Consider the following 23,617-nt stretch of genomic DNA (forward strand, 5'->3'; position numbering starts at 1 on the left):
CGCCATGTCATCCGCTGCGTCGACGTCGCTCGAGCGCACCTACCGCTACCTGCGGGTCGGGCTGGCCGGCACCGTCATCGCGATCTTCGTCGCCATCGCCCAAGCGGCGACGACGTACGGCTGGCTGACGTCGATCAGCGACTACTTCTACACGCCGGCCCGCGATGTGTTCGTCGGAGCGCTGATCGCGGTCTCCCTCGCGCTGTTCGCCCTGTCGGGGCGTGGCTCGGAGCGGGCGCTCCTCGATGCCGCGGCGCTGTTCGCGCCGCTCATCGCCCTTGTGCCGACGACTCTCGCACCCGGCGCCGTACCCGGTGTCGACGTCCCGTGCACGGGACGCTGCTTCCCACCCGCGTATGAGGCGGACGTCGCGAACGGCGTCGTCGTCTACCTCGTGCTCGGGATGCTGCTGCTCCTCGTCGCGCTGCTGCTCGGCGCGCTCGGCCAGGTCTCGCTCGCGGCGGTGTGGCCGTCACTGCTGATCGCGGCCGTCGTGATCGCCGTCACGGGACTGACGTGGGCATTCGCACGGGACGCGTTCCTGCAGAACGCTCATTTCATCGCGACGACGGCCTTCTTCGCGCTCTTCGCGGCGGTCGCCGTGCGCAACGCGTTCCCCCGGCAGGGTCCGCCCCCGACCCCGGTGTTCCGCGTGCTGTACACCGCGATCGCGGTGGGGCTCGTGCTGGTGCTCGTGGCGTACGTCGTGCTGCTGCCGCAGGCGAGCGGCTCCGGCATCCCCATCGTCCTCATCGTCGAAGCGATCGCGCTCGCGCTGTTCTTCGTGTTCTGGGTGGTGCAGGGTATCGAGAAATGGAGCGATCCCGACCCGTCGATCATCGCGGAGTAGGGACGAAACGCCCCCGGGGGTTCGGGAGGGTCCGGGAACGTTTCGTCGTCTGGTCCGCGCTGCGTCACCCTCCGGACGCAGCGGGGAAGAGTGCACTGCAGCTCGCGTCGATCGTGACCGGCGTTGAGCCGGCAGTCGGGGTGTGACGCAGGTGCAGCGGTCCCAGGTCGCCGGCGGGCAACGCGGCGGTGAACGAGACGGTCTCGGTCTCCCCCTTGCCGATGAACACGGTCTTGCTGACTGCCGTGTTGCCCTTCTCTACGCCGCTCCGCTCCCAGCGGGCGACATCGCCGCGCGCCGGCACGGTCTGGGTGATCTGCGCGCCCGGGGGCGCGAAGAACAGCACGTCGAGGATCATCGTCGTGCGTGGGACGCCCAGCTGCCGGTTCCGGTACCCCAGCGTGTAGTTGCTCCTGATGTCGTCGGTGATCCCGTTGTGCATGGTCATCGTGGTCGTGATGGTGCGGGCGGCGGCGTCGCACGTCGCGGTGACAGCCGTGGCGAGGTGGTAGTCGAGCTTGCTGACGGCCGAGTCGTTCAGGTAGATCCCGACCTGCGTCTGCGTCGTCGTGTCCGCGGCGAGCGCACCGTCGAGACCGAACTCGACGGCGAGAGCCTGAGCCGCCGGATCGGTGAATGCGAGGTTGATGCGCTGCTCGGCGGCGGCCCGCTCGAGCGCCTCGAGCATCTGGAGCGGATCCCACGACGACGACGTGAGATGGTCGAACACCTGGCGCGCCGCATCCGCGAAGAACGCGTCGGAGTCATGTCCCTCCGGGTACCGCTCGTATGCGTCGCTCAGCAGCACCTTGACGGCGTTGTCGGCGGTGAGCTGCTCCCCCGTGCCGAGCGTCACCGGCCCCGCCACCCCGAGCATGTACGAGAGCACCACGGGATCGATGGAGATGACGCCGTCGAACGTCGCGCCCGTCGTGTGCGTCCACAGCGCCTGGAAGAGCTGCGCCGTCGTCGGGAAATCGGGGGTGAAGGTGAAGTCCTGCGAGTTCCTGGTCAGTGTGGGCAGGTACAGCCCCGTCGTCTCGCCGGGCAGGGGCACGTACTCGTTGCCCTGCGTGCCCGCGTCGTAGAACGTCTGCGAGCTGCCCTGATCGACGTATCCGAGCTTGCCGTCGGTGAGCGTCACGATCATGCTCGCGGCGGGATTGCCGCCCGTGGCACGGATCTCGGCGTTGTTCTGGAACATCAGCAGGTATGTCTTGGTGCCCGCGGACCCGGCCATTTCGAGCAGCGTCGGCAGATACTTCTCGGCGACGCCGAGTGCCGGGGTCGCCAGGTCGATGAAGTCGAGGATGTCGGAGATCGACTCGCCGACCTCGGGCAAGAGCGTCGACGTGTCGATCGGCGCCACGATCGCCTGCGCATCGGCGAAGGCCGAGGCGATCTCGGGGATCGAGCTCTGCACCTGACGGAACGGCTCGAGGTCGATCCCGCCGCCCGCCACGGCGAGCCGGTCGAGGTCGGCGGCCGTCATGAACTGCAGCCCCGCCGGCAGCGCGCGGTCGACGAGGATGTCGACGGCATGCGTCACGCGCCGCACCGCGTCGACGTTCTGCCCGATGAACGGCACGCGGGTCGCGATATCCCACAACGGCCCGTCGACGGTCCGGACGGCGAGCGTGACGTTGGCCTGGATCTCGTCGGTCTCGGCACGGACCTGCGCCGTGTCGGCATCGGCGAAATCGGTGCGCAGCGCCTCGATCCCCGCCGCCGCCCGCTCGACGGCGGCGCGGGCGCGCTGGGCCTCGGACCAGAACTGCAGCGCGAAGGCGCCGACGATGACGCCGCCCACCAGCAGAACGGTGAGCAACGCGACCACGATCCACGGCCACGCGCGCCGGCGGCGCGACGGAACAGGCGTCGCCTCAGCTTCGAGAACGGCCCCAGTTTGCGCACCCTCGGGTTCGGAGCGCGTGACGATCCCCCTCGTCACGCGCCCAATGGTACTCTTCGCGCCCCCGGATGTCAGGGGTGAAGAGCGAGGAGAGGGCTCAGGCGGCGCCGGTTCCGGCGGGGGGCGGCGCCCCCGCGGCACACCGGCCCGCCCCCCGGCGCCCCCCCCCCCGGGGGGGGGGGGGGGGAAGAGGGAGGAGGGGGCCCGGGCGCCCCGGGCCCGGGCGGCGCCCCCCGCCTCGGGATCAGCGATCTCGACCACGCGGCGCACACCCGGGGCGGGGTGGGCGGTCACGAGGATCGGCAGGTGGTCGCTGAGGCCCTGCGGCAGCGTCCGCACGCGGTCGATCTCGAAGCCGATCGACGTCGCGAAGTCGTAGTGGCCCCGGAAGAAGCGGTAGCGCGTGTACGTGCGCGAGTCCGACAGATTGAGCTCGTATCCCTGCTCGCGAATGTGCTGGCCCAGCCGTTCCTTGAACACCGGGTAGTTGTAGTCGCCGACCATCAGCGCCGGCAGACCTTCGCCCAACTGCTGCAGTTCACCGAGCGCCGTGCGGATCTGGTGGCGTCGCAGCGAGTTCAGCGCAGTGAGCGGCGCGGCGTGGAACGAGGCCACGATGAGGTCGGTGTTCTCGTCGATGTCGTGCAGCCGGACGCCGAGCAGCCGCTCCTCCGCGGGCTTGAGCACGCGGTCGTGCAGCGACTTCTTCAGCGCCAGCGCCCGCACCTCGACGGCGCGGTAGGTGTTCTCGCGGTAGTACACGGCGAGCCCGAGTCGATTGCGCTGTGTGGAGTCCGCGAGCCGCAGCCCCGAGATCTCCTCGGGGATGTCGGATGTGTCCGCTTCCTGCAGGCACAGCACGTCGGCGCCATGGCGCTCGACCAGGTGGGCGAGCTCCCCCGCCGCCCGATGCTTGCGCAGGTTGTACGAGATGACCTTCATGACGACCACAGCCTATGCCGTGGACGTTTCGAACGGATGGCCTTGACAGGAAGCTCGTATGTACGAAAACCGGATGCTGCGGCTCTTGAGTGGTGTGCCGGTTCACGGCATCCGAGCGTGAACCCGCACCCCGATCCTGGAGGACCCCATGACCGCTGCATCCCCGAAGACCGTCCGCGCCGAGCTCGCCGACGCCCTCGACGCGAGCCGGCTCGCCCGTGAGACCGCCGAGCGCGAGCTGCACCGCAGCATCGCCCTGCGCTCCCGCGCCGCCGAGACGCTCGAGCGCACCGCGCGGCGACCCGGGCTCGACGAGTCCGAGCGTGCCCGCCTGAGGGCCGAATACGCCGCCGCCGACCGCGTCGTCGCCGAGCGCCGCGCGGCCGTGGAGAAGGCGCAGGAGTTCGAGCGCGCAGCATCCGTCGTCGCCGGCGCGTTCGAGGCCGAAGCGACGTCGGCGAGCCCGCTGGCGGCCGCCCTGCTCCAGCTCGTCGGTTCGAAGCGCGGCGGCACGGCCCGCCGGGGCGCACTCGCGTCCGGACGCACCGCACCCGCTGCACGAGTTCGCAGCCCGCGCCCGCGCACGGCCTGACGCGACACGCCGCGACGCCTCGCCGCGGCGCCGGTCTCGTAGGCTCGCCTTCGTGCCCACTTCGCGACGGACCATCACGATCCTGGCGATCACGGGCGTCATCACCGTCGTCGGTGTCGTCGCAGCCGTCGTGCTCCTGCGCGGGCAGTCGCCCGAGCCGCCCGCGCGCGGCACGAAGATCGTCGCCTCCGCGCTCTCGAAGGCGACGGATGCTGCGACCCACGCGGCCGACGGCAGCCCCGAGCAAGCCGCGGCGAAGTACCTGAGCGCACAGCCGACGGCCGTCTGGCTCACGCCGGAGGGCGACCCCGTCGACGTCGTGGGAGAGCGCATCGCCGGCCTTGCCGCCGAGGCGCGCGACCAATCCGCACGCGTCGCGGTCGTCGTGTACGGCCTGCCCGAACGCGACTGCGGCGGACACTCCGCAGGCGGCCTCGACGGCGACGCCTATGTCGAGTGGACGCGCGCGATCGGCGACGCCCTGCGCGCGGCCGCCGACACCGCGCCGATCGTGATCCTCGAGCCCGACAGCCTCGCTCTCGCACCCGAGTGCGGAAACGTCGACGAGCGGGTCGAGCAGTTGAGCGACGCGGTCGAAGGGCTCGCCGCCGAGAGCACCTGGATCTACGTCGACGGCGGACACTCCGACTGGCTGGCCCCGGCTGAGATGGCCGACCTCATCGACCAGGTCGACCGGGCGTCGCGCGGAGAGGATCGTGGCATCCGCGGATTCGTCACCAACGTGTCGAACTTCGAGATGACCGACGACGAGGTGGCCTACGCGCACGACGTCGCCGGGTACCTCGAGGGCCTGCATGCGATTATCGACACCGGCCGCAACGGCGCAGGTTCGAACGGCGAATGGTGCAACCCGCCCAGGCGCCTCATAGGCGAGCCCGGCGGCACGATCGGCGACGACGTCGTCGACACGAACCTGTGGATCAAACCGCCGGGTGAGAGCGACGGCGACTGCAACGGCGGCCCGGCGGCCGGACGGTGGTGGCCGGAGGCCGCCGTCGAGCTCACCCGCGACGTCGTGTCGGATTGATCTCCGACCAGGCATTACCGGCGTTGTGTAGCATCGGGAGTACTTTGCGCATGCGTCGGGGGCCGCGGCTGGGGTCGGTAATCGGCGCATAACCGGTTCCACCCACGTCCGAGAAAGATCGCACGCATGAGCACCCCTTCTGACGAGCTGAAGACAGCGGTCATCATCGAGGACGACACGGAGATCCGCCACGTCCTGGCCGAGGTCCTGGAGTCGTCAGGGTTCTCGACGGTGTCGGTCGGCAACGGCATCGACGGCGTGCGGGCGGTGCTCACCTACAAGCCCGTGCTGACGACCATCGACGTCAACATGCCCGGCATCGACGGCATCGAGGCGGCGCGGCGCATCCGCGCGCAGTCCGACACGTACATCATCATGCTCACCGGCATGAACGATGAGGCCGACGTCATCGCGGGCCTCGGCGCCGGCGCCGACGACTATCTCCTCAAGCCGTTCCGCCCGCGGGAACTGCGCGCCCGCGTCGAGGCGCTCATGCGACGCCGGACCACCGAGACGGAGCGCGCCGTCGCCGCGCCCGCCGCGCCGTCGCAGGGCAGCGTCGGCCCGTCGTTCCCCGGGGTCCGACCGACGACCACCGCCGTGCCGACCGCACCCGCGATCGAGAGCCGTGACCTCGCGACACCCGCGACCGTGATCGTGCCCGCGGACGCGGCATCCGTCCCCGCCACCGTCGACACGGCCGGCGAGTGGCTGACGCATCGCGACCTGCGGCTGCACCCCGAGAACCGCATCGTGCTCATCGGCGACGAGGAGCTCGATCTCACGCGCACCGAGTTCGACCTGCTCGCGACGCTGCTCGAATCGAAGCGACGCGTGCGCAGCAAGGCCGACCTGACGCTGGTGCTGCGCGGCGAGTCCTACGTCACGAGCTACTTCGTGGGCGACGCCGACAAGCGTGCGGTCGAGGCCCATATGACGAACCTGCGGCGCAAGCTCGGCGAGAGCGCCGCGAACCCTCGTTATATCGAGACCGTCCGCGGCGTCGGGTACCGGCTGACCTCGGAGGGCTGACCCCGGCGACGCAGAAGAGGAGGCATCCGCTCGCCCCACGCGAGCGGATGCCTCCTCTTCCCCTTCGGCCGGGTGTCCGCCTCTCCCCTTGCGGACCCCTGCCTTTCCTCCCCCTGCGCCGTGCTCCCCAGCCGCGGCGCTTCCCCAGCGTTACGGCACGCTTCGGGTGCGTGCCGTACGGGCGGATGCCTCCCCGTGGACCGTGTGTAGTTTTCGGCGAGGGTGCCCGCCCTCCCCAGGCGGGCGCCCTCACCTCCTCCCCCGCGCCGTGCTCCCCAGCCTCGGCGCATTCCCCAGTTTCTGACCCGATTCGGGTTCGGGTCAGACCTTGTATCCGTGCTGACGACGGATGAGCTTGAAGAACATGGACAGCGTCTGCAGCACCGTGACGACGCCGACGATCGGCCAGCCGATCCACAGGATCGTCGACTGGACCATCGGGCCGAGCATCGACCAGATGACCGCCATCGCGACCACGACAGCGACCGCGACGATGAGCGGTGTCCAATGGCCGAAGCCGCCGCCACGTTCGGCCTTGGCCTGCATCGCCCAGTTGTCGACCTTCTTGCGCGACAGGAACCGCGTCCATGAGCGGGCGAAGTAGCTGAGACGCAGCCACATGTAGACCTCCGCAGGCACGAGCGTCACCGCGAACAAGAGATCACGCGCGGTGCGGTCCTGCATGGTCAGCGCCATCCGGGTGTTCAGCGCGATCGCGACCACCGGCGGCAGGAGCCACCACGGCGAGAACACGAAGGCGCCGAGCGACAGCGAGCCCGCAAGCAGGGCGACGAACGCCACACGCACGAACAGGTTCGTCAGCATGCCGAAGTTCTCGAGCCAACGCACCCGCAGGTTCGGGTGGAACGGCTGCCCCTTGGTGTCGCCGCGCTGGCCCGGCCACATCAGCTCGATGGCGCCGTACGTCCACTTGACCTGCTGCGCGTCGAGCGCCCGGAGGGTCGTCATGCCGCCGACGTCGGCGCGCGCGAACGGGCTGATCTTCGTGAGATAGCCGGCGCTCTTGATCTGCAGCGAGAGGAGAGAGTCCTCGACCTCGGAGTCCTTGACCCACGGCGTGGACTGGTGGTTCTCCTTCATGACGTCGCGCAGGGCTTGCGTCGAGAAGATCGAGAACTGGCCGCCGAGCACCGCCATGTTGCGGCCACGGAGCAGGTTGTGCATGTTGAACGCCGCGAACTGCGCGCGCTGCCCGGTGATGAGGAACTTGGCGATCGCGCCCTTGATGGGCTTCTCATCGATCGAGTAGATCGCCGAGATGCCGCCGATGCGGGAGTCGGAGGTCGCCTCCGACTCGAGGTATTCGACCGCTTTGGCATCCGCGACCGTGTCGCCGTCGACGCCGAGCAGGAAGTCGTAGCCCTCGACCAGCGTGTAGCCGTAGTTCAGTGCGCCGACCTTCTTGTCGGGGTTCTTGCCGATGTCGTGGACGAAGACCTCGGTGAACTGCTCGCCGAGCTCGGTGACGATCTCGTGCGCGCCGGCGTACTGCGATGCGATGCGCACCGTCGCATCGGACGAGTTGTTCACGACGACGTGGATGACGTCGGGGACACGAGTCTGGGCGAGGAGACCGCCGATCACCTGGGCGATCGACTCCTCCTCGTTGTATGCCGGGATGACGCAGCCGATGGTCGAACGGTGCACCGAGGTGTCGTCGAGCACGGCCTCGAAGTCATCGGCGAATCCCTGGGCGGGGTGGCCGGCGGCGAAGCCCTGCGAAGAGACCGTCGCCACGTCCTCCAGCGAGGCGGTCGCGTCACCGCGGTGCGTCCGCCGGCTGCGGGTGAGGGGGACGATGTCGGTCACGTTCGTCGCCTTTCGGATTCTCGGGCCGGTGTCTCCGGCACATGAAGAGCTTCTCCCACCGACCGCAAGGCCCCTCGGAGAGACCGCGAACAGAACCGCAAGGTTTGCGCAAGGCATCCGCAAGAGAGCGTTTGCCGGCTGTCGGCTCGGCGTCGAAATGCCAGGTGGCCGGGTCAATAGAATCGCCCTATGGCTACGGGGGCTGCGCGACGGACGCTCGTCGTGGGCGCGCCCGACGGCCGTACCCGGTCGATCTGGCTCACGCAGCTCGTGCTCGCCGCCAGCGTGCTCATCACCGCGATCCTCGTGATGGCGCTGCAGCCGGCGCTCTTCGGGCGCTGGAACTTCCTGGTGGGCACGTTCGCGGTCGTCGTCCTCACGATCGCCACCCTCGCCCTGCCGTGGTCGCGTCTGCCCGCGGCGGCGGTGCTCGTGATCCCCTTCGCCGATGCGCTCGCCATCGGCCTGATGTCCAGCGGTATGGAGCTGCGCCTCGGCTACCTGTGGGGATTCCCGGTGATGTGGGTCGCGATGCACTTCCGGGCGACGGCGCTGGCCGCGCTTCTCGCCACGATCGGAGTCATCCTCCTCGTCGAGTCGGCGGTCTCGACCGGCAACATCGCGGCGCTCCGCGCCTTCGTCGTACTGCTGTCGCTGACGTTCATCGGCATCACCGCGCACCTCGCCCTCCGCCGCACCCGATCGCTGCGCCGCCTGCTCAAGCGGCAGGCCGATCGCCTCACCGCGACGTACACGCGCCGTGCCGACCAGGAGCGCCGCACCAACGAGATCCTCAACGGCGTCGACACCGGCATCGCGCGCATCTCCGACGACGGCTCCGTGCTCGCCGTCAACGACGCGTACTCGCGCCTGTACGGGCTCGACCCGCTCGATGCGACGCTGCCCGCCCGCTCGGTCGAGTACACCGGGCGCCGCGGCATGCCGGTGCCGTTCTCCGAGCGACCATTCGCTCGCGCCGCACGCGGAGAGACCTTCACGGATGCCTCGGTGTGGCTGTTCACGGCGGAGGGCGAGTGGCGCGCGCTCTCGGTGACCGCCAAGCGCCTCGCCGCGGGCGGAGACGAAGGGTCCAGCATCCTTCTCCTCGTGCATGACGTGACCGCCCTCACTTACGCGCAGCGCGAGCGGGAGCGGTTCACCGCCATGGCGTCGCACGAGCTGAAGCACCCGCTCACCGTGATGATCGGCAATGCGGAGCTCGCCCTCGAGCTCGACGACCTCACCCCGCGCACGCGCGAGCGGTTCGAGTCGATCGTCGCGGCGAGCGACCGCATGCTGACGATGATCCAGAGCCTGGGCACCACCTCGAAGCGCGGCTTCTCGGCCCGCGACGAAGTCGACGACATCGACCTGCGCCAGATCCTGCTCGAGTCGGTCGCCTCGTTCCGCCCGACCGCGGTGTCGGGCGACATCTCGATCGACGTGCGCGCCGACGACGCGCTTCCGATCACGGCGGACGGATTCCGGCTGCGGCAGGTCGTCGACAACGTGGTGAGCAACGCGATCAAGTACACCCCGCGCGACGGGCGCGTGCGGATCACCGGAGCCGTCGAGGACCACCGCGTCGTGCTGTCGGTCGCCGACACGGGCATCGGCATCGCCGCGGACGACCTGCCCAACATCCTGACGCCATACTTCCGCACCGAGGAGGCGAAGAAGAAGTCCGGCGGCACCGGGCTCGGACTCGGCATCAGCAACGACATCGTGCTCGCCCACGGGGGCACCCTGACGATCGAGAGCGAGCCGGGCGCGGGCACCACCATCACGATCCGCCTGCCCCTGGCGGGCGAGCTGGCCGGGGATCCGGCCGCGCGGCCGGACGGACGGCGCGACACAGAAGGACGAGCATGACCGACCTCATCGCCGGAGCCGGCGTGGACCTCGGCATCGCCCAGGCGGTGATCACCACCCTGGCGACGATGCTCACCATCGGCATCGCGTTCCTCGTGCGGCCCGGACTCCCGACGCTCTACTGGAGCATCGCCTTCACCCTCGCGATGCTCGCCACGTACGGCGTCGTCGCGGGCGACGTCGCCGGCATCGAGCAGCTCCGTCGCGCGTCGCTCGGCGCACTGATGGGTGCGCCGGCATTCCTGTGGGCGGGCTTCCGCGCGGCGTGGGGGCTGCGTCCGCACGTCTGGGCGGGAGCGGCCATGGCCGCGGTGTCGGCGTTCTCGCTGGCGATCGTCGACGACCTGGCGTGGTTCACCGTGGCGTACCGCACCGTCTTCTTCGCGGCATCCGTGTTCGCGGGACTCTTCGTGCTCGACTGGGCGCGCGCCTCGTCGCGGCGCAACGACCGCTTGCTGCTGCCGCTCGTGATCGTGTCGATCGCGTTCTTCGTCACCGGTGTCGGCACCTTGATCGCGGGCCTCGTCTACCCGCCGTCCGGTGGCGACGACTTCGAGCTCGTACGACTGATCTCGTCGGTCGGGATGCTGGTGTACGTGGCGTGCGCTCTCATCGCGGTGGTCGGCACCACCGCTCGCGACAGCGGGCTCGGCCGCAGCGCGGCCGTCTCGACGGCGTGGCAGCAGTTCGAGCGGACCGCCGGCGACCGCCTCTCGCGGGCGCAGAAGACGTCGGAGCCGTGGTCGGTCGTGTATCTCGGGCTCGACGACGCCGCCGACATCCGCCAGACCGCGGGAGCCGCGGCGTTCGCGACGCTGTCGGAACGACTCGAAGAGGAGGTGCGCGCCGCCTTCCCGGCCGAGTCGGACGTCGGATCACCCTCGGCGGGCGCCGTCGTGGTGCTCGTGCCCCGCCCCGATGCGGTGGTGCGCGATCTGCTGCGTGCGACCCTCGAGCGCGTGACCCTCCTCGACGTGCACGGCGCGCTCCCCATCCGGCCCACCGCGAGCGCAGGCTGGGCGCCGGTCTCGGTGCTCGGGTACGACCTCGACACCCTGGTGTACACCGGCCGCGAGGCCGCGCGGGTCGCGAGCGGCAAGGGCGGCGACCGATGGGAGCGCGTCGGCGCCACCATCGTCAACCGCCTGATCAGTCAGTCAGAGCTACCGTGAGCGTGTCGGTCGCCGTCTGCTTGGCGTACTCGCTCGAGGTCGGCGTCGTCTGCACCAGGAAGTCGTAGCTGAACTGCAGCGTCACGTACGTCGCCTCGGCCGGCACCGGGCCGACGTTGAACGTTTGCGAGTAGCTGTAGGGGTCCAGCACAAGGTAGCCGGGGCTCACCGTCGCGGCGTCGACCTGCGGAGCGAGCGCGTCCAGCGCGCCCGTCGGTGACGACGGCACGGCGGTCATGGTGGCGCGCTGCAGGTAGACCTTCTGCCCGTCGTTCGGGGTGATGGTCGTGATCAGCGAGATGCTGACGGGCTTGACCGCCTCCGCGGTCCACTTGTCCATCGACAGCGTCGACCAGTAGTCGATCGTCGCGGCGACAGCACCCGCGGTGAGCTCGCGCTGCGTGGCCCCGCCCGAGAGGTCATTCGGCACGGGGGTCGGGACCGCCGTCGACGTGGGGGTCGGCGTGCTCCCGCCGGCGCCCTCCTCCCACGGGGCGGGCCCGCAGCCGGCGAGCGCCGCCATGCCGACGAGCGAGATCGTCACGACGCCGGCGAACCGGTTCCACCTGCGCATAAAACCCCCGAGTCGCGCCGGAAAACGTCCGGTCAGTCTAGCGGGGCGGTGTCACTCGCGGTCGCGCCGCGCGCGCGTCTGCTCGGCGCGCTGCGCGAGCAGATCGTCGGCCGGGTAGCCCACCTCGGTGAGCGTGAGACCGCGCGCCGCGAGCACCTTCACCTCGGGCACGCGCTCCTGCGCGTCGCGGATGTCGACGACGTCGTCCACGTCGAGCCGCCCCTCGCCGACGGCGACGCACGCGCCGACGAGCGCGCGGACCATGCTGTGGCAGAACGCGTCGGCCTTGACGTTCGCGACCAGCACGCCGGCGTCGTCGCGATGCCAGTCGAACTCGAGCAGCGTGCGGATCGTCGTGGCCTCTTCGCGCGGCTTGCAGTAGGCGGCGAAGTCGTGGAGTCCGATCAGTGCGCGGGCGGCAGCATCCATCGCCTCCGCATCGAGGGATGCCCGCACCGAAGTGGTGCGGTGGCGCTCGAGCGGGTCGTAGCCGGTCACGGTGTCGCCGATCCGGTACTCGTAGCGGCGCCACACCGCCGAGAAGCGGGCGTCGAAGCCCTCGGGCGCGATGCGCGAGCCCGTGACCGCGACGTCGGAGTACGCCCCCACCACGCCCGTCATTCGCGCGGCCAGCGCCGCCGCGCGGTCTTCGGCGGTGGCGACACCGGCGTCCGGACGCGCGTGCCGGGTGAGCATGCGCCGCTGCTGCGCCTCGTCGAGGTCGACGTGCGCCGCCTGGCCGGTGGCGTGCACCCCCGCATCGGTGCGGCCGGCGACCACGAGCCGCGGATCGCCGCCGAGAACGCGCGCGAGGGATGATTCGAGCGTCTCCTGCACCGTGCGCAGCCCGGGCTGACGCGCCCACCCGCGGAAATGCGTGCCGTCGTAGGCGATGTCGAGGCGGATCCGCACGGGCTCCAGCCTACCGAGGCGCCCTCACCCGACGACGAAGCGGCCTCGGGGCAGCGTCTCGCCGACCGCGGCGAGCGCCGCGCCGGCCTGGCGGAGCCGGTTCTCGCTCTCGCGGACGATCTCGCGCGCGACCACCGGGTGCGCCCGCACGATGTCGTCGAGTGCCGCGACCGGCACGACCACGACGTCGACCTCGCTCGTGGCCACAGCCCGCGAGATGGTCGGCGTGCGCGAGAGGGCGGTGAGACCGACGGCGTCGCCCTCAGCAAGGACCCCTACCTGCACGAACCCGTCGTCCTCGGTCGGGATGCCGAGCACGACCGAGCCGGCCAGGATGAAGCGCGTCTCCACGGGCACGATGCCGGGCCGCAGCAGCGACTCGCCCGCGCAGTACCGCTCGAGGCGCGCGTGGGCGGCGAGCGCCTCGGCCTCTCCGGGCGCGAGGCTCAGCGACGGCGCGATCTGCCGCAGCGCGTCCTGAAGTCGCGCCGATGTGCGCCAGTCGTCGGTGAGGTCGCCGTCCAGGTGCAGGTCGGAGCGCCGAGCGGCGTACCAGACCCGGGTCGCGAACGCGTCGAGGGCGTCTGCGCGGTCGCCGGGCGTGCGGAGCGGGATCGACACTTCGTACCGCGAGCCGCCCAGGGTGACGGCCGACGGTTCGAGGTCGGGAGACAGCAGCGGGATGTCCCGCGCCACCGCGACGAGCAGCTCGCGCACGCGCCCCGGCGGGTCGTCCGTCCCGAACTCGACCTCGAGGGTCGCGGCGTACGGTTCCGGGTTGCGCGAGAGGTTCACGAACGAGCCGCCCGCGAGTTCCGCGGTGGGGATGATCACCGTGCCGTTGCCGGTCTCGAGGTGCACGGCGCGCCAGTTCACCTCGACGATCTGCCCGCGCGTGCCGCCGGTCTCGATCCAGTCGCCGAGCTCGAACGGCGCCTCGAACACGAGGAAGAGGCCCGAGACGATCGACCCGACCGCGTTCTGCAGCGCGAGGCCGACCACGATCGAGGTGATGCCGAGTGCGGCGAACACGCCGGCGACGTCGGCATCCCAGACCCACCAGAACACCGCCGCGATGCCGAGGATGATGAAGACGAACCGGATGAGGTCGCTGAAGATCGTGGGGAAGCGGTCGCGCCACGACCCCTTCTCGGCGCGGTGGAACACGAGGTGGTTGACGGCGTTGATCGTGACGACGATCACGAGCAGGCCGAAGATCGTCCACACGACCTTCGGCCAGGTGCCCGAGCCCTCCCACGCACCCGGCTGGCTGAGCAGCACCAGGATGCCGGCGACCGGCACGAGGTAGTTGCGCACCATCAGCACGATCGGCGCAGCACGGCTGCCGCGGCGGGCGAGCGCGTTGTGGAACTCCGTCAGCCCGATGAGCGCGAGCGGCAGCCCCACCGAGACGACGACGGCGGGCCAGAACCACGGCTGCGAGACGATATCGGCCACGGATGCCTCACCCCTCGGCCACGACGACGCTCGGGGCCTGCACCTTCCAGACGCGCTGGCCGCCCGACTGCGTCTCGATCTCGCCCGCAGGCAGGGTCGTGATCGAATCGGGCAGTCGCTCGGCGACGCGCTGGGTGATGTAGATGCCGGGTTCGTCGGAGTCGCCCTGCACGCGGAACGCGAGGTTCACGGCATCCCCCCACATGTCGTACACGACGCGCGCGCGGCCGATCAGCCCGCTGGTCACCTTGCCGGAGTCGAGGCCCGCCCGCAGCGTCAGCGCGACGCCCTGCTGGGTCGAGTAGCGCTCGAGGATCGTGTCCAGCTCGAGGGCGAACTCGACGGCGCGGCGCGCATTGTCGACGCGCGGCGTGGCGAGCCCGCAGCTGGCCAAGTAGCTCTGCCGCGTCGTGCGGACGCGCTCGACTCCGTGCCGCTCGGCCGCCTCGTCGAACGCCCGGATGAGGTCGTTGAGGCGCGCGACCGCGTCGTCGGACGACATCGACAGCGCGAGTGCCTCGAAGCCCACGATGTCGGCGAAGACGACGGTGACGTCGTCGCTGTCCTGCGTGATCGCGTCGTCGCCGAGCTTGTAGCGGCTCGCCATGCCCTCGGGCATGAACGACAGGATGAGGTCTTCGTTGGCCTTCTCCTGCTGCGCGATGAGGTGCGACTTCACCTGCAGGCTGCGGCTCATGTCGTTGAAGGCGTTCGCGACGTCGGCGAGCTCGTCGCTCGAGCCGGCGTCGACCTGCACGCCCTCGTCGCCCGCGGCGATTCGCTGGGCCGCGGTCTTGAGGCGGCGCAGCGGCCGCACGAACACCTGCGCGAGCACCAGCGAGAGCACGCAGACGAAGATGATCATCGCCGCCGTCGACAGGATGAGGTTGCGCGTGAAGTCCTCGACGGGGACCATCGCCTCCTGCTCGGTCTCCTGCGCGACGATCACCCAGTCCAGACCGTCGACCTCGAGCGGCGCGTAGGCGGTGAGGCTGGCGCGGCCGAGGTAGTCGCTCTCCAGCAGCGTGCCCGAATCGCCGGCGAGAGCGCGGGTCACGGCGGTGCCCGCGATCGCCTGGCTGAGGAGCGTGTTTCCGTTGTTCACGGCGAGCGCAGCCGCGGCCGGCGCAAGACCGGCGGCCACAGCATCCGTCTCGTACGTCGCCGCGTCGTCGAGCAGCGCGCGGGAGACGGATCGCATCGTGCCGTCGGCGCCCACGAGGTACGTCTCCCCCGTCGCGCCGAGGCCGTTCAGCTCCCACTCGCCGGCGACGGTCATGACATCGTCGATGCGCTCGATCGGCAGCTCGATCGCGAGGGCGCCGAGCACCTCGCCGTCGTCGGCGATCGGCACCACGGCCCAGCCGGCCGGCGCGCCGAGGCTCGGACCGTACGACGCGAAGTCGGCGAGCACGACGTCGCCGACGATGTTGCGGTCCATCGCCTCGCGGTACGCGACGGCGAGGTTCGACAGCCGGTACGGCCCGTCGAAGAGGTTCGTGCCGAGGTCGACGCCCTTGTAGGCGCTGTAGACGACGTTGCCCTCGGTGTCGAGCATGAGCACGTCCTCGTACTCCTGCAGCTCGGTCATCGTGCGGTAGTAGTCGTGGTACTTCGCGTGCGCCGCCGACCACGCGCTGCCGTCGCCCGCGTCGTCGGCGACGATCGCGTCCTCCCAGCTGTCGTACGGGATCACGTAGTGGTTCTGCAGGTACGTCTGGGCGGCCCCGCGCGGGGCGAACGCCGAGCCGTCGACGTCCTCGCCGGTCGCCTCCTCGAGATCGGCGGCGAACGTGTCGCGATAGTAGGTGTTCACGGCGGCGGATGCTGCGGCATCCGTCTCTTGCGCGTTCAACTCGTCGAAGCCCTCGGTGAAGGCGCGCACGGCGGCCGTGCTGGTGTCGTTCAGCGCTGAAAGCCGCACCGAGTTCTCGATGGAGCGGAACAGCTGCGACACCTCGCGCGCACGGTTCTCGCGGATCTCGACGAGCTTCTCGTACGCGATCGCGCGCAGCGCCTCGGTGCCGTTGACGTACCCGATGATGCCGACGACGATGCTCGAGAGCACGCTCACCGACAGCAGCATGATGAGCAGGATCGAGTAGATCGACAGGCCCGCACGCGCGCGGACGCGTGGCGTGCCCACCCAATGCGCGGGTGTCGCCACGGGCGTCTCCGATCCGGACACGCTCTCTCCCCTCGTACGCCGCCGTTCGATCACGTGCAGCGGCGCTGGAAGCATCCCCAATGACCCCGGCCCGCCGAGGTTGGGGCCAAGAGTAGCGCTCGGCCTGCTTCTGGCATAGAGCCGCCACCGCGCGCCGTGATACGCCCAGACGCGCCGCGTATGATTGCCGTTTCCCCTCCTTCGTTCGTGAGAACCCATGACGTCGACTGCGCCCTCCCCAGCCCCGCCCGCCCGCTTCGCCGGGCTGGACGGCATGCGCGCGATCGCCGTCCTGCTCGTGGTCGTCTACCACCTGTTCCCGCCGGCGCTGCTGCCGGGCGGGTTCGTCGGTGTGGACGTGTTCTTCGTGATCAGCGGATTCCTCATCACGAGCCTGCTGCTGCGGGAGCAGCTCTCGACCGGACGCGTCGCCCTCGGCCGGTTCTGGCAGAGGCGCGCGCGGAGGCTCCTGCCCGCCCTCGCGGGGGTGGTCGTGGTCTGCTCGGCCCTCGCCTGGATCGTGGGCGGCGACGTGCTCGTCGACCTCGACGACCAGGTGCTTGCAGCCGCGACCTTCAGCTACAACTGGGTCTCGGTCGCGGGCGGCGGCGGTTACTTCGCCGCCGCGACGCCCGAGCTCTTCCGCAACTTCTGGTCGCTCGCGGTCGAGGAGCAGTTCTACGTGCTCTGGCCGCTGATCTTCCCGCTGTTCCTTCTGCTCCCGCGCACGTGGGCGCGCACGGCGGCCGCCTTCGCGCTGGCGGCGGCATCGGCCGTCTGGATGGGCGTCGCGGTCGCGGGCGGCGGCGACGTCACGCGCGCCTACTTCGGCACCGACACGCACGCGTTCGGCCTGCTGCTGGGTGTCGGCCTCGCGTTCCTGCTCGCTCCCCTGTTCCGGGCGGCGGATGCTGCGCCCGCCGCGCTCGTCGCGACCACCGGCGACGGCACCCGCGGGCCGCACTGGCGCGCGGTGCCGGGCGCCAGGCCGGTCGGCGTCGCCGCGGCCGTGCGTCCGCGCTGGGTCGAGTCGCGTGTCGCGCGGGACCTCACCGGAGCAGCCGGTGTGCTCGCCCTCGTCGGCCTGGCCGCGCTCGCCATGGTGCCGCAGACCTCCTCGGCGGCGACGTTCCCCGGTGCCCTCCTCGCCGCGAGCCTTCTCAGCGCCGTCGCGATCGTCGCGGGCGTGTGGCCCGGCTCGTGGTTCGGACGCGCGATCGACGTGCGGCCGATGCGCTGGATCGGCGACCGCTCCTACGGCATCTACCTGTGGCACTGGCCGCTCCTCGTGCTCGCGGTCGCGGCGTTCGCACCCGACGCGACCGTCGCCACGGCCCCGGTCTGGATCGGCCTGGGCGTCCTCGCGGCGACGGCCGCAGCATCCGCCCTGTCGTTCCGCTACATCGAGACGCCCGTGCGCCGGCACGGATTCCGCGCCTCGGTGCGCCTGCTCACCACGCGCCTGCAGACCGGGCCCGGCGCCCGGCTCCGCGCCGTCGGCGTGGCGCTCAGCGGCGCACTCGTGCTCGCCGGTGCGGGCACCGCCATCGCGGTCTCGCCCGACGAGACCAGCGCCGAGGCCGCGGTCGCGGCAGGTCGCGCCGCCCTGGAGAAGGCGCTGCGCGAGGCCCCCGCGCCGATCGCTCCCTCCCCTTCGGGAACGGATGCCGCGTCCTCCGCGGCTGCCGACATCACCGGCGACCAGATCAGCGCCGTGGGCGACTCCGTCATGCTGGCGTCGGCCGGCGGGCTCGTGGAGCGCCTGCCGGGCATCGACGTCGACGCCGAGGTCTCGCGCTCGATGTGGGCCGGGCCTGACATCGTCGACGACCTCGACGCCACGGGCCGGCTGCGGCCGTACGTGGTCGTCGCCCTGGGCACGAACGGCGCGGTCGACCTCTCGACGCTGGAGCAGCTCGCCGACACCGTCGGCCCGAAGCGCAACCTCGTGCTCGTGAACGCGTACGCCCCGCGCGACTGGATCCCCGGCGTCAACGCCGAGCTCGCCGCGTTCGCCGACGATCACCGCAACGTCATCGTCGCCGACTGGTCGGGTGCCATCGCGCCCCACGAGGACCTCCTCGCCGGCGACAGGATCCACCCCGGCGCCGCCGGCGGCCGCATCTTCGCCGACACCGTCGCGGCCGCCGTCGACGAGCTCGCCGACGAGCGCCGCGCCTACGCCGCGGACCGCGCCGACCGCCTCGCCGAGATCCTCAGCGCCGACCTCACCCCCTGAGCCGGGCTCCCCCGCACCCGGGCGTCAACGCTCGGGAACGCAGCGAGGCCCGTCACCCAGGGGGTGACGGGCCTCGCGGTGCAAGGGGTGCCGGGCTGCTGCGCCCGGCGGGATCCGATTTACTCGGACTTCTCCTCGGCGGGGGCCTCGACGGCCTCCTCGGCGGCAGCCTCAGCGGCGGCGCCCTCGTCCTGCGACTCGGCGCCGGCCTCGGCGGCCTCATCGGCGGCAGGGGTCTCCTCGGCGGGGGTCTCCTCGGCGGGAGCCTCCTCGGCCGGAGCAGCCTTCGCGGCGGCAGCCTTCTTGGCCGACGGCTTCTTCGTCACGGGCTCGAGGACGAGCTCGATGACGGCCATGGGCGCGTTGTCACCCTTGCGGTTGCCGACCTTGGTGATGCGGGTGTAGCCGCCGTCACGGTCCGCGACCAGCGGAGCGATCTCGGTGAAGAGGACGTGCACGACTTCCTTGTCACCGATGACCGACAGCACGCGGCGACGCGCGTGCAGGTCGCCGCGCTTCGCGAACGTGATGAGACGCTCGGCGAGCGGACGCAGGCGCTTGGCCTTGGTCTCGGTCGTCTTGATCGACTTGTGGGTGAACAGCGCAGCGGCCAGGTTCGCAAGCAGCAGGCGCTCGTGGGCGGGGCCGCCTCCGAGGCGGGGACCCTTGGTGGGCTTGGGCATTCTCATTTACTCCAGTGTGAAAAGTCGGTCGGGAAACGGATGCTGCGGCATCCGGTATCCGGCTGGCTCAGACGGTCTCGTCGTCGTAGCCGCCGTAGAAGTGCGCACCGTCGAACCCGGGAACCGAGTCCTTCAGCGACAGGCCGAGCGAGACGAGCTTGTCGCGCACCTCGTCGACCGACTTCTGACCGAAGTTGCGGATGTTCATGAGCTGCGTCTCCGAGAGGGCGACGAGCTCCGACACGGTGTTGATGCCCTCACGCTTGAGGCAGTTGTACGAACGCACCGAGAGGTCGAGGTCCTCGATGGGCATCGACAGCTCGTTCGACAGGACGGTCTCGACCGGCGCGGGGCCGATCTCGATGCCCTCGGCCTCGACGTTCAGCTCGCGGGCCAGGCCGAAGAGCTCCGTCAGGGTGCGACCGGCCGAGGCGACGGCGTCGCGCGGGGCGATCGAGGACTTGGTCTCGACGTCCAGCACGAGCTTGTCGAAGTCGGTGCGCTCACCCGCACGCGTCGCGTCGACGCGGTACGAGACCTTGAGGACCGGCGAGTAGATCGAGTCGACCGGGATCTGACCGGCCTCGGCGTACTCGTTGCGGTTCTGGGTCGCCGAGACGTAGCCGCGGCCACGCTCGATGGTGAGCTCGAGCTCGAACTTCGCGGTGTCGTTGAGCGTCGCGATGACGAGCTCGGGGTTGTGCACCTCGACACCGGCCGGAGCCGAGATGTCGGCGGCGGTGACCTCACCGGCGCCGGTCTTGCGGAGGTACGCGGTGATGGGCTCGTCGCGCTCGCTGGACACGACCAGCTGCTTGATGTTGAGGATGATCTCGGTGACATCCTCCTTGACACCGGGAATGGTGCTGAACTCGTGGAGGACGCCGTCGATGCGGATCGACGTCACGGCTGCGCCGGGGATGGACGACAGGAGGCTGCGACGCAGCGCGTTGCCGATCGTGTAACCGAAGCCGGGCTCCAGCGGCTCGATGACGAAACGGCTGCGGAACTCCCCGATCTTCTCCTCGGTCAGAGTGGGACGCTGTGCGATGAGCACTATGTGTTCCTTTCGATCACGTGCCCGCTATATGACACGTGCGGTGGGTGAGGTGTTGAGTTTTACTCGGGATGCTGCGGCCGCCGCTCGCGCGCCGGCCCGGGCATCCGTGAAACGTGCCGGAGCCGGGGCACCGACGAACGGTGCCCCGGCTTACGGGGTGTCAGACGCGGCGGCGCTTGGGCGGACGGCAGCCGTTGTGGGCCTGCGGCGTCACGTCCTGGATCGAGCCGACCTCGAGGCCGGCGGCCGTCAGCGAACGGATCGCGGTCTCGCGGCCCGAGCCCGGACCCTTCACGAAGACGTCGACCTTCTTGACGCCGTGCTCCTGCGCCTGACGGGCAGCGGACTCCGCGGCCATGCCGGCGGCGTACGGCGTCGACTTGCGCGAGCCCTTGAAGCCCACGCCACCCGACGACGCCCAGCTGATGACGGCGCCCGACGGGTCGGTGATCGAGACGATCGTGTTGTTGAACGTCGACTTGATGTGGGCCTGGCCCAGCGCGATGTTCTTCTTCTCCTTGCGGCGCGGCTTGCGCGCGGCGGACTTGGCCTGTGCCATGTGCTTGCTCTCCTAAACCCTGGGGGCCGCGCCTTAGCGCGCCTTCTTCTTGCCGGCGACGGTGCGCTTCGGGCCCTTGCGGGTACGCGCGTTCGTCTTCGTGCGCTGCCCGCGCACCGGGAGGCCGCGGCGGTGGCGCAGGCCCTCGTAGGAACCGATCTCGACCTTGCGGCGGATGTCGGCGGCAACCTCACGACGGAGGTCACCCTCGACCTTGTAGGTGCCTTCGATGTAGTCGCGGAGCGCGACGAGCTGGTCGTCGCTGAGGTCCTTGACGCGGATGTTCTCGTCGATCTCCGTCGCGGCGAGGATCTCGTTCGAGCGGGTACGGCCGACGCCGTAGATGTACGTGAGGGCGATCACCACGCGCTTGTCGCGCGGGATGTCAACGCCGGCAAGACGTGCCATGCGATTCTCCTGAGAGTTGGTGGAGGTGTGGAGCAGTGTCGGTGCCCGGGCCCCCAGCCCGAGGTGTCCCCTCCGGAGAGGTTCTGACGCTGCCTGTCGTCGTATTCAGTTGTGGGATGACGGATGCCGCGGCTCGCGGCATCCGTCCAGACCTGAGGTCAGCCCTGGCGCTGCTTGTGACGCGGGTTGCTCTTGCAGATCACCATGACGCGACCGTGGCGACGGATGACCTTGCAGTGGTCGCAGATGGGCTTGACGGAGGGGTTGACCTTCATGTTTTCTTCTCTTCGCTGTCTTCACCGGGCAGGCCGGAGCCTGGGGTGTTACTTCTCGACCGGTCTAGCGGTAGCGGTAGACGATGCGCCCGCGGGTGAGGTCGTAGGGCGACAGCTCCACGACGACACGGTCCTCGGGGATGATGCGGATGTAGTTTTGCCGCATCTTGCCGGAGATCGTCGCGAGGACCTTGTGGCCGTTGCTGAGCTCAACGCGGAACATCGCGTTGGGCAGCGCCTCGGACACGACGCCCTCGATCTCGATGACACCGTCTTTCTTCGCCATACGCTCGCTAACACTTGTGCAGACCGGTCGATCTGCGGTGGATGGGATTCGGTGCGGCGACACGCCAATACAGGCGCAACGCACCAAAGATCAAGCATACGTGATAGTGGATGCCTCGGCAACCTGGCCCAGGCCCTTCCCAGCACGCATGGAGAACGGATGCCGCGGCAGCGGCATCCGTTCCCCGGAAGGATTATCCGAACAGCGTCGCGAGCGACCCCGCGGGCGGGAGCGACGAGTTCGCGATGACCTGGCCGTTGACCGTGATGGTCGGGGTGCCGATTCCCGAGGAGCCCGGCTGGATCGGAGTCTCGGGCGTCATCGCGGTGACGTAGCCGGCGTAGGTGCCGTCGTTGACGCACGAGTCGATGCCCGTGACACCGACGCCCGACGCGATGTCGAGGATCTCATTGTTGGTGAGGCCCTTCGAACCCTCGGAGGGCTGGTTCTCGAACATCGCCTGGAGGAAGGGCAGCGACGCGTCGGCGTCGGCGACGGCGACGCAGTAGGCGGCGTTCGCGGAGCGGGTCGAGTACTGGGTGCCGCTGGACTGGCTGTCGAGGATCGAGATCGGGTGGATCTCGAGCGTCATGCTGCCGTCGTCGACCATGCTCTGGATCTCGGCGCCGTAGACCTGCTCGAACTGGTTGCAGACGGGGCACATGAAGTCGACGTAGGTGCCGAGGGTGTCCTCACCGGTGCCGACGACGATCGCGCCGGTCTCGCTGTCGATGTTCGACGCCGACGGCGTGTTCACCTCGGTCGGCAGCGGCTTGGGCGTCGCCGCGTTGTTCAGGGTGACCACGAGCACGGTGACGAGCACGAGCGCCACCACGACGCCCAGGGTCACCCAGATCGCGAACCAGTTGGTCTTGCGTGCCGTCTGTGCCATGTGGAGCCTCCTAGGCGATCTCGCGCGGGGTCACGCCGAAGGGCGCAAGGCCCGCGGCGCCGCCGTCGGGTGCGGTGAGCACCCAGATTCCGTCTTCGTGAACGGCGACGCTGTGCTCCCAGTGGGAGCCGGCGGTGCCGTCGATCGTGGAGACCGTCCATCCGTCGTCTTCGACGAACGTGGCCTGGTCGCCGATCACGACCATGGGCTCGATGGCGAGCACGAGTCCGGGCCGCACCTCGGGGCCTGGATCGGCGACGCGGTAGTTGAACACCGAGGGCGACTCGTGCATCTTCCGGCCGATGCCGTGCCCGACGTACTCGCGCAGGATCCCGTAGGTGCCGGACTCGGGCGAGTGCGCCTCGATGTGCGCCTGGATGGCGGTGCCGACCTCGCCGATGTGCTTCGCGGTCGCGAGCGCGGCGATGCCGGCCCACAGCGACCCCTCCGTCACGTCCGACAGGTGCTGCCGCTGAGCGACCACCTCAGGACGGCTGTCGTCGGGAAGGACGAACGTGAACGCGGAGTCCCCGTTCCAGCCCTTGTACTCGGCACCGGCGTCGACGGAGAGGATGTCGCCGGGCGCGAGCACCCGGTCGCCGGGGATGCCGTGCACGACCTCTTCGTTGACCGAGGCGCAGATGGTGTGTCGGTACCCGCGCACCATCTGGAAGTTGGACTTCGCGCCCCGGCCGGCGATGAGAGCGGATGCCGCGGCATCCAGCTCCGCCGTCGTCACGCCCGAAGCGATCAGGCTGCGGGCCGCGTCGAGCGCCGCAGCCGTGATGAGCCCGGGCTCCACCATCGCCCGCAGCTGGGCGGGCGACTTGTAGATCGAACGGCGGAGCGACACG

Annotated in this window: 21 protein-coding genes and 1 pseudogene; 7 read left to right on the forward strand and 15 right to left on the reverse strand. The window is 70.1% G+C overall.

The window, feature by feature from the left end:
• Positions 1-4 precede the first annotated feature (4 nt).
• On the forward strand, positions 5-850 hold the full coding sequence (locus ACLBXX_RS13065; protein ID WP_447658378.1) for a hypothetical protein: 846 nt from the start codon (positions 5-7) through the stop codon (positions 848-850).
• Between the two features lie 64 nt (positions 851-914).
• On the opposite strand, the gene ACLBXX_RS13070 is transcribed toward ACLBXX_RS13065, so the two are convergent.
• Both ACLBXX_RS13070 and ACLBXX_RS13075 read right to left on the reverse strand, forming a co-directional pair.
• Entirely contained in the window at positions 915-2,342 is a 1,428-nt protein-coding gene (locus tag ACLBXX_RS13070) for a DUF4012 domain-containing protein (RefSeq protein WP_447658392.1), read from the reverse strand.
• A gap of 699 nt (positions 2,343-3,041) precedes the next feature.
• Positions 3,042-3,704 (reverse strand): annotated as a pseudogene (locus tag ACLBXX_RS13075) (endonuclease/exonuclease/phosphatase family protein); the annotation flags it as partial.
• 148 nt (positions 3,705-3,852) lie between these two features.
• On the opposite strand from ACLBXX_RS13075, the gene ACLBXX_RS13080 reads away from it, so the two are divergent.
• The 3 genes from ACLBXX_RS13080 to ACLBXX_RS13090 all read left to right on the forward strand — a co-directional run bounded on the left by ACLBXX_RS13080 (position 3,853) and on the right by ACLBXX_RS13090 (position 6,376).
• Entirely contained in the window at positions 3,853-4,296 is a 444-nt protein-coding gene (locus tag ACLBXX_RS13080; RefSeq protein WP_447658379.1) for a hypothetical protein, read from the forward strand.
• A 52-nt stretch (positions 4,297-4,348) separates the two neighbouring features.
• Complete coding sequence (locus ACLBXX_RS13085) at positions 4,349-5,344, forward strand: glycoside hydrolase family 6 protein (protein ID WP_447658380.1); 996 nt, start codon at positions 4,349-4,351, stop codon at positions 5,342-5,344.
• Positions 5,345-5,470: 126 nt separating this feature from the next.
• Positions 5,471-6,376, forward strand: a complete 906-nt coding sequence (locus tag ACLBXX_RS13090; RefSeq protein WP_447658381.1) for a response regulator — start codon at positions 5,471-5,473, stop codon at positions 6,374-6,376.
• Positions 6,377-6,697: 321 nt separating this feature from the next.
• Here the strand turns inward: ACLBXX_RS13090 and ACLBXX_RS13095 are convergent, their stop codons facing one another.
• Positions 6,698-8,134, reverse strand: coding sequence for a glycosyltransferase family 2 protein (locus ACLBXX_RS13095; RefSeq protein WP_447658393.1), 1,437 nt, complete (start codon positions 8,132-8,134; stop codon positions 6,698-6,700).
• A gap of 261 nt (positions 8,135-8,395) precedes the next feature.
• On the opposite strand from ACLBXX_RS13095, the gene ACLBXX_RS13100 reads away from it, so the two are divergent.
• Positions 8,396-10,078, forward strand: a complete 1,683-nt coding sequence (locus ACLBXX_RS13100) for a sensor histidine kinase (RefSeq protein ID WP_447658382.1) — start codon at positions 8,396-8,398, stop codon at positions 10,076-10,078.
• Positions 10,075-11,250, forward strand: coding sequence for a hypothetical protein (locus ACLBXX_RS13105; RefSeq protein ID WP_447658383.1), 1,176 nt, complete (start codon positions 10,075-10,077; stop codon positions 11,248-11,250). The genes ACLBXX_RS13100 and ACLBXX_RS13105 overlap by 4 nt, the downstream gene beginning before the upstream one ends.
• Here ACLBXX_RS13105 and ACLBXX_RS13110 read toward each other — a convergent pair.
• The 4 genes from ACLBXX_RS13110 to ACLBXX_RS13125 are packed head-to-tail and all read right to left on the reverse strand — an operon-like array spanning position 11,228 to position 16,361.
• Positions 11,228-11,824 carry a hypothetical protein gene (locus tag ACLBXX_RS13110; RefSeq protein ID WP_447658384.1) on the reverse strand — a complete coding sequence of 199 codons (597 nt, stop codon included), beginning with the start codon at positions 11,822-11,824 and terminating at the stop codon, positions 11,228-11,230. The two genes, ACLBXX_RS13105 and ACLBXX_RS13110, sit on opposite strands and share 23 nt — an antisense overlap.
• Positions 11,825-11,875: 51 nt before the next feature.
• Positions 11,876-12,736 carry a tRNA pseudouridine(38-40) synthase TruA gene (truA, locus tag ACLBXX_RS13115; protein WP_447658385.1) on the reverse strand — a complete coding sequence of 287 codons (861 nt, stop codon included), beginning with the start codon at positions 12,734-12,736 and terminating at the stop codon, positions 11,876-11,878.
• Positions 12,737-12,760: 24 nt separating this feature from the next.
• Positions 12,761-14,194 (reverse strand): mechanosensitive ion channel domain-containing protein, encoded by a 1,434-nt coding sequence (locus ACLBXX_RS13120; RefSeq protein WP_387144637.1) that lies wholly within the window; start codon positions 14,192-14,194, stop codon positions 12,761-12,763.
• A gap of 7 nt (positions 14,195-14,201) precedes the next feature.
• The gene (locus ACLBXX_RS13125; protein ID WP_447658386.1) at positions 14,202-16,361 is read right to left on the reverse strand and encodes an adenylate/guanylate cyclase domain-containing protein; all 2,160 of its coding nucleotides are present in this window, start codon (positions 16,359-16,361) and stop codon (positions 14,202-14,204) included.
• 217 nt (positions 16,362-16,578) lie between these two features.
• Between ACLBXX_RS13125 and ACLBXX_RS13130 the strand changes: the two genes are divergently transcribed.
• Positions 16,579-18,600: an acyltransferase family protein gene (locus ACLBXX_RS13130; RefSeq protein ID WP_447658387.1), complete on the forward strand. Its 2,022-nt coding sequence runs from the start codon at positions 16,579-16,581 to the stop codon at positions 18,598-18,600.
• Between the two features lie 119 nt (positions 18,601-18,719).
• Here the strand turns inward: ACLBXX_RS13130 and rplQ are convergent, their stop codons facing one another.
• The 8 genes from rplQ to map form a co-directional block, all read right to left on the reverse strand.
• Positions 18,720-19,283, reverse strand: coding sequence for a 50S ribosomal protein L17 (rplQ, locus tag ACLBXX_RS13135; protein WP_447658394.1), 564 nt, complete (start codon positions 19,281-19,283; stop codon positions 18,720-18,722).
• 67 nt (positions 19,284-19,350) lie between these two features.
• Entirely contained in the window at positions 19,351-20,340 is a 990-nt protein-coding gene (locus ACLBXX_RS13140; RefSeq protein ID WP_116194480.1) for a DNA-directed RNA polymerase subunit alpha, read from the reverse strand.
• A gap of 163 nt (positions 20,341-20,503) precedes the next feature.
• Positions 20,504-20,902 (reverse strand): 30S ribosomal protein S11, encoded by a 399-nt coding sequence (rpsK, locus tag ACLBXX_RS13145; RefSeq protein ID WP_018171470.1) that lies wholly within the window; start codon positions 20,900-20,902, stop codon positions 20,504-20,506.
• Positions 20,903-20,935: 33 nt separating this feature from the next.
• Entirely contained in the window at positions 20,936-21,310 is a 375-nt protein-coding gene (gene rpsM, locus ACLBXX_RS13150; protein ID WP_387144648.1) for a 30S ribosomal protein S13, read from the reverse strand.
• A gap of 158 nt (positions 21,311-21,468) precedes the next feature.
• Positions 21,469-21,585 carry a 50S ribosomal protein L36 gene (gene rpmJ / locus ACLBXX_RS13155; protein WP_005050492.1) on the reverse strand — a complete coding sequence of 39 codons (117 nt, stop codon included), beginning with the start codon at positions 21,583-21,585 and terminating at the stop codon, positions 21,469-21,471.
• 64 nt (positions 21,586-21,649) lie between these two features.
• Positions 21,650-21,871 (reverse strand): translation initiation factor IF-1, encoded by a 222-nt coding sequence (gene infA, locus ACLBXX_RS13160; RefSeq protein ID WP_018171468.1) that lies wholly within the window; start codon positions 21,869-21,871, stop codon positions 21,650-21,652.
• Positions 21,872-22,064: 193 nt separating this feature from the next.
• Positions 22,065-22,763, reverse strand: a complete 699-nt coding sequence (locus ACLBXX_RS13165; RefSeq protein WP_387144654.1) for a DsbA family protein — start codon at positions 22,761-22,763, stop codon at positions 22,065-22,067.
• 10 nt (positions 22,764-22,773) lie between these two features.
• Entirely contained in the window at positions 22,774-23,616 is an 843-nt protein-coding gene (gene map, locus ACLBXX_RS13170) for a type I methionyl aminopeptidase (protein ID WP_447658388.1), read from the reverse strand.
• Between the last annotated feature and the right edge of the window lies 1 nt (position 23,617).

The organism is Microbacterium sp. C23T (genome assembly GCF_053345975.1).

Bases quoted from the DNA above. Each gene is read 5' to 3' on its own strand.
- ACLBXX_RS13070 (WP_447658392.1), bottom strand. From the start codon at position 2,342: ATGACGGCCGCCGACCTCGACCGGCTCGCCGTGGCGGGCGGCGGGATC.
- infA (WP_018171468.1), bottom strand. From the start codon at position 21,871: ATGGCGAAGAAAGACGGTGTCATCGAGATCGAGGGCGTCGTGTCCGAG.
- rpsM (WP_387144648.1), bottom strand. From the start codon at position 21,310: ATGGCACGTCTTGCCGGCGTTGACATCCCGCGCGACAAGCGCGTGGTG.
- ACLBXX_RS13130 (WP_447658387.1), top strand. From the start codon at position 16,579: ATGACGTCGACTGCGCCCTCCCCAGCCCCGCCCGCCCGCTTCGCCGGG.
- ACLBXX_RS13105 (WP_447658383.1), top strand. From the start codon at position 10,075: ATGACCGACCTCATCGCCGGAGCCGGCGTGGACCTCGGCATCGCCCAG.
- ACLBXX_RS13100 (WP_447658382.1), top strand. From the start codon at position 8,396: ATGGCTACGGGGGCTGCGCGACGGACGCTCGTCGTGGGCGCGCCCGAC.
- ACLBXX_RS13090 (WP_447658381.1), top strand. From the start codon at position 5,471: ATGAGCACCCCTTCTGACGAGCTGAAGACAGCGGTCATCATCGAGGAC.
- ACLBXX_RS13065 (WP_447658378.1), top strand. From the start codon at position 5: ATGTCATCCGCTGCGTCGACGTCGCTCGAGCGCACCTACCGCTACCTG.
- rpsK (WP_018171470.1), bottom strand. From the start codon at position 20,902: ATGGCACAGGCCAAGTCCGCCGCGCGCAAGCCGCGCCGCAAGGAGAAG.
- ACLBXX_RS13165 (WP_387144654.1), bottom strand. From the start codon at position 22,763: ATGGCACAGACGGCACGCAAGACCAACTGGTTCGCGATCTGGGTGACC.
- ACLBXX_RS13080 (WP_447658379.1), top strand. From the start codon at position 3,853: ATGACCGCTGCATCCCCGAAGACCGTCCGCGCCGAGCTCGCCGACGCC.
- rpmJ (WP_005050492.1), bottom strand. From the start codon at position 21,585: ATGAAGGTCAACCCCTCCGTCAAGCCCATCTGCGACCACTGCAAGGTC.
- rplQ (WP_447658394.1), bottom strand. From the start codon at position 19,283: ATGCCCAAGCCCACCAAGGGTCCCCGCCTCGGAGGCGGCCCCGCCCAC.
- ACLBXX_RS13110 (WP_447658384.1), bottom strand. From the start codon at position 11,824: ATGCGCAGGTGGAACCGGTTCGCCGGCGTCGTGACGATCTCGCTCGTC.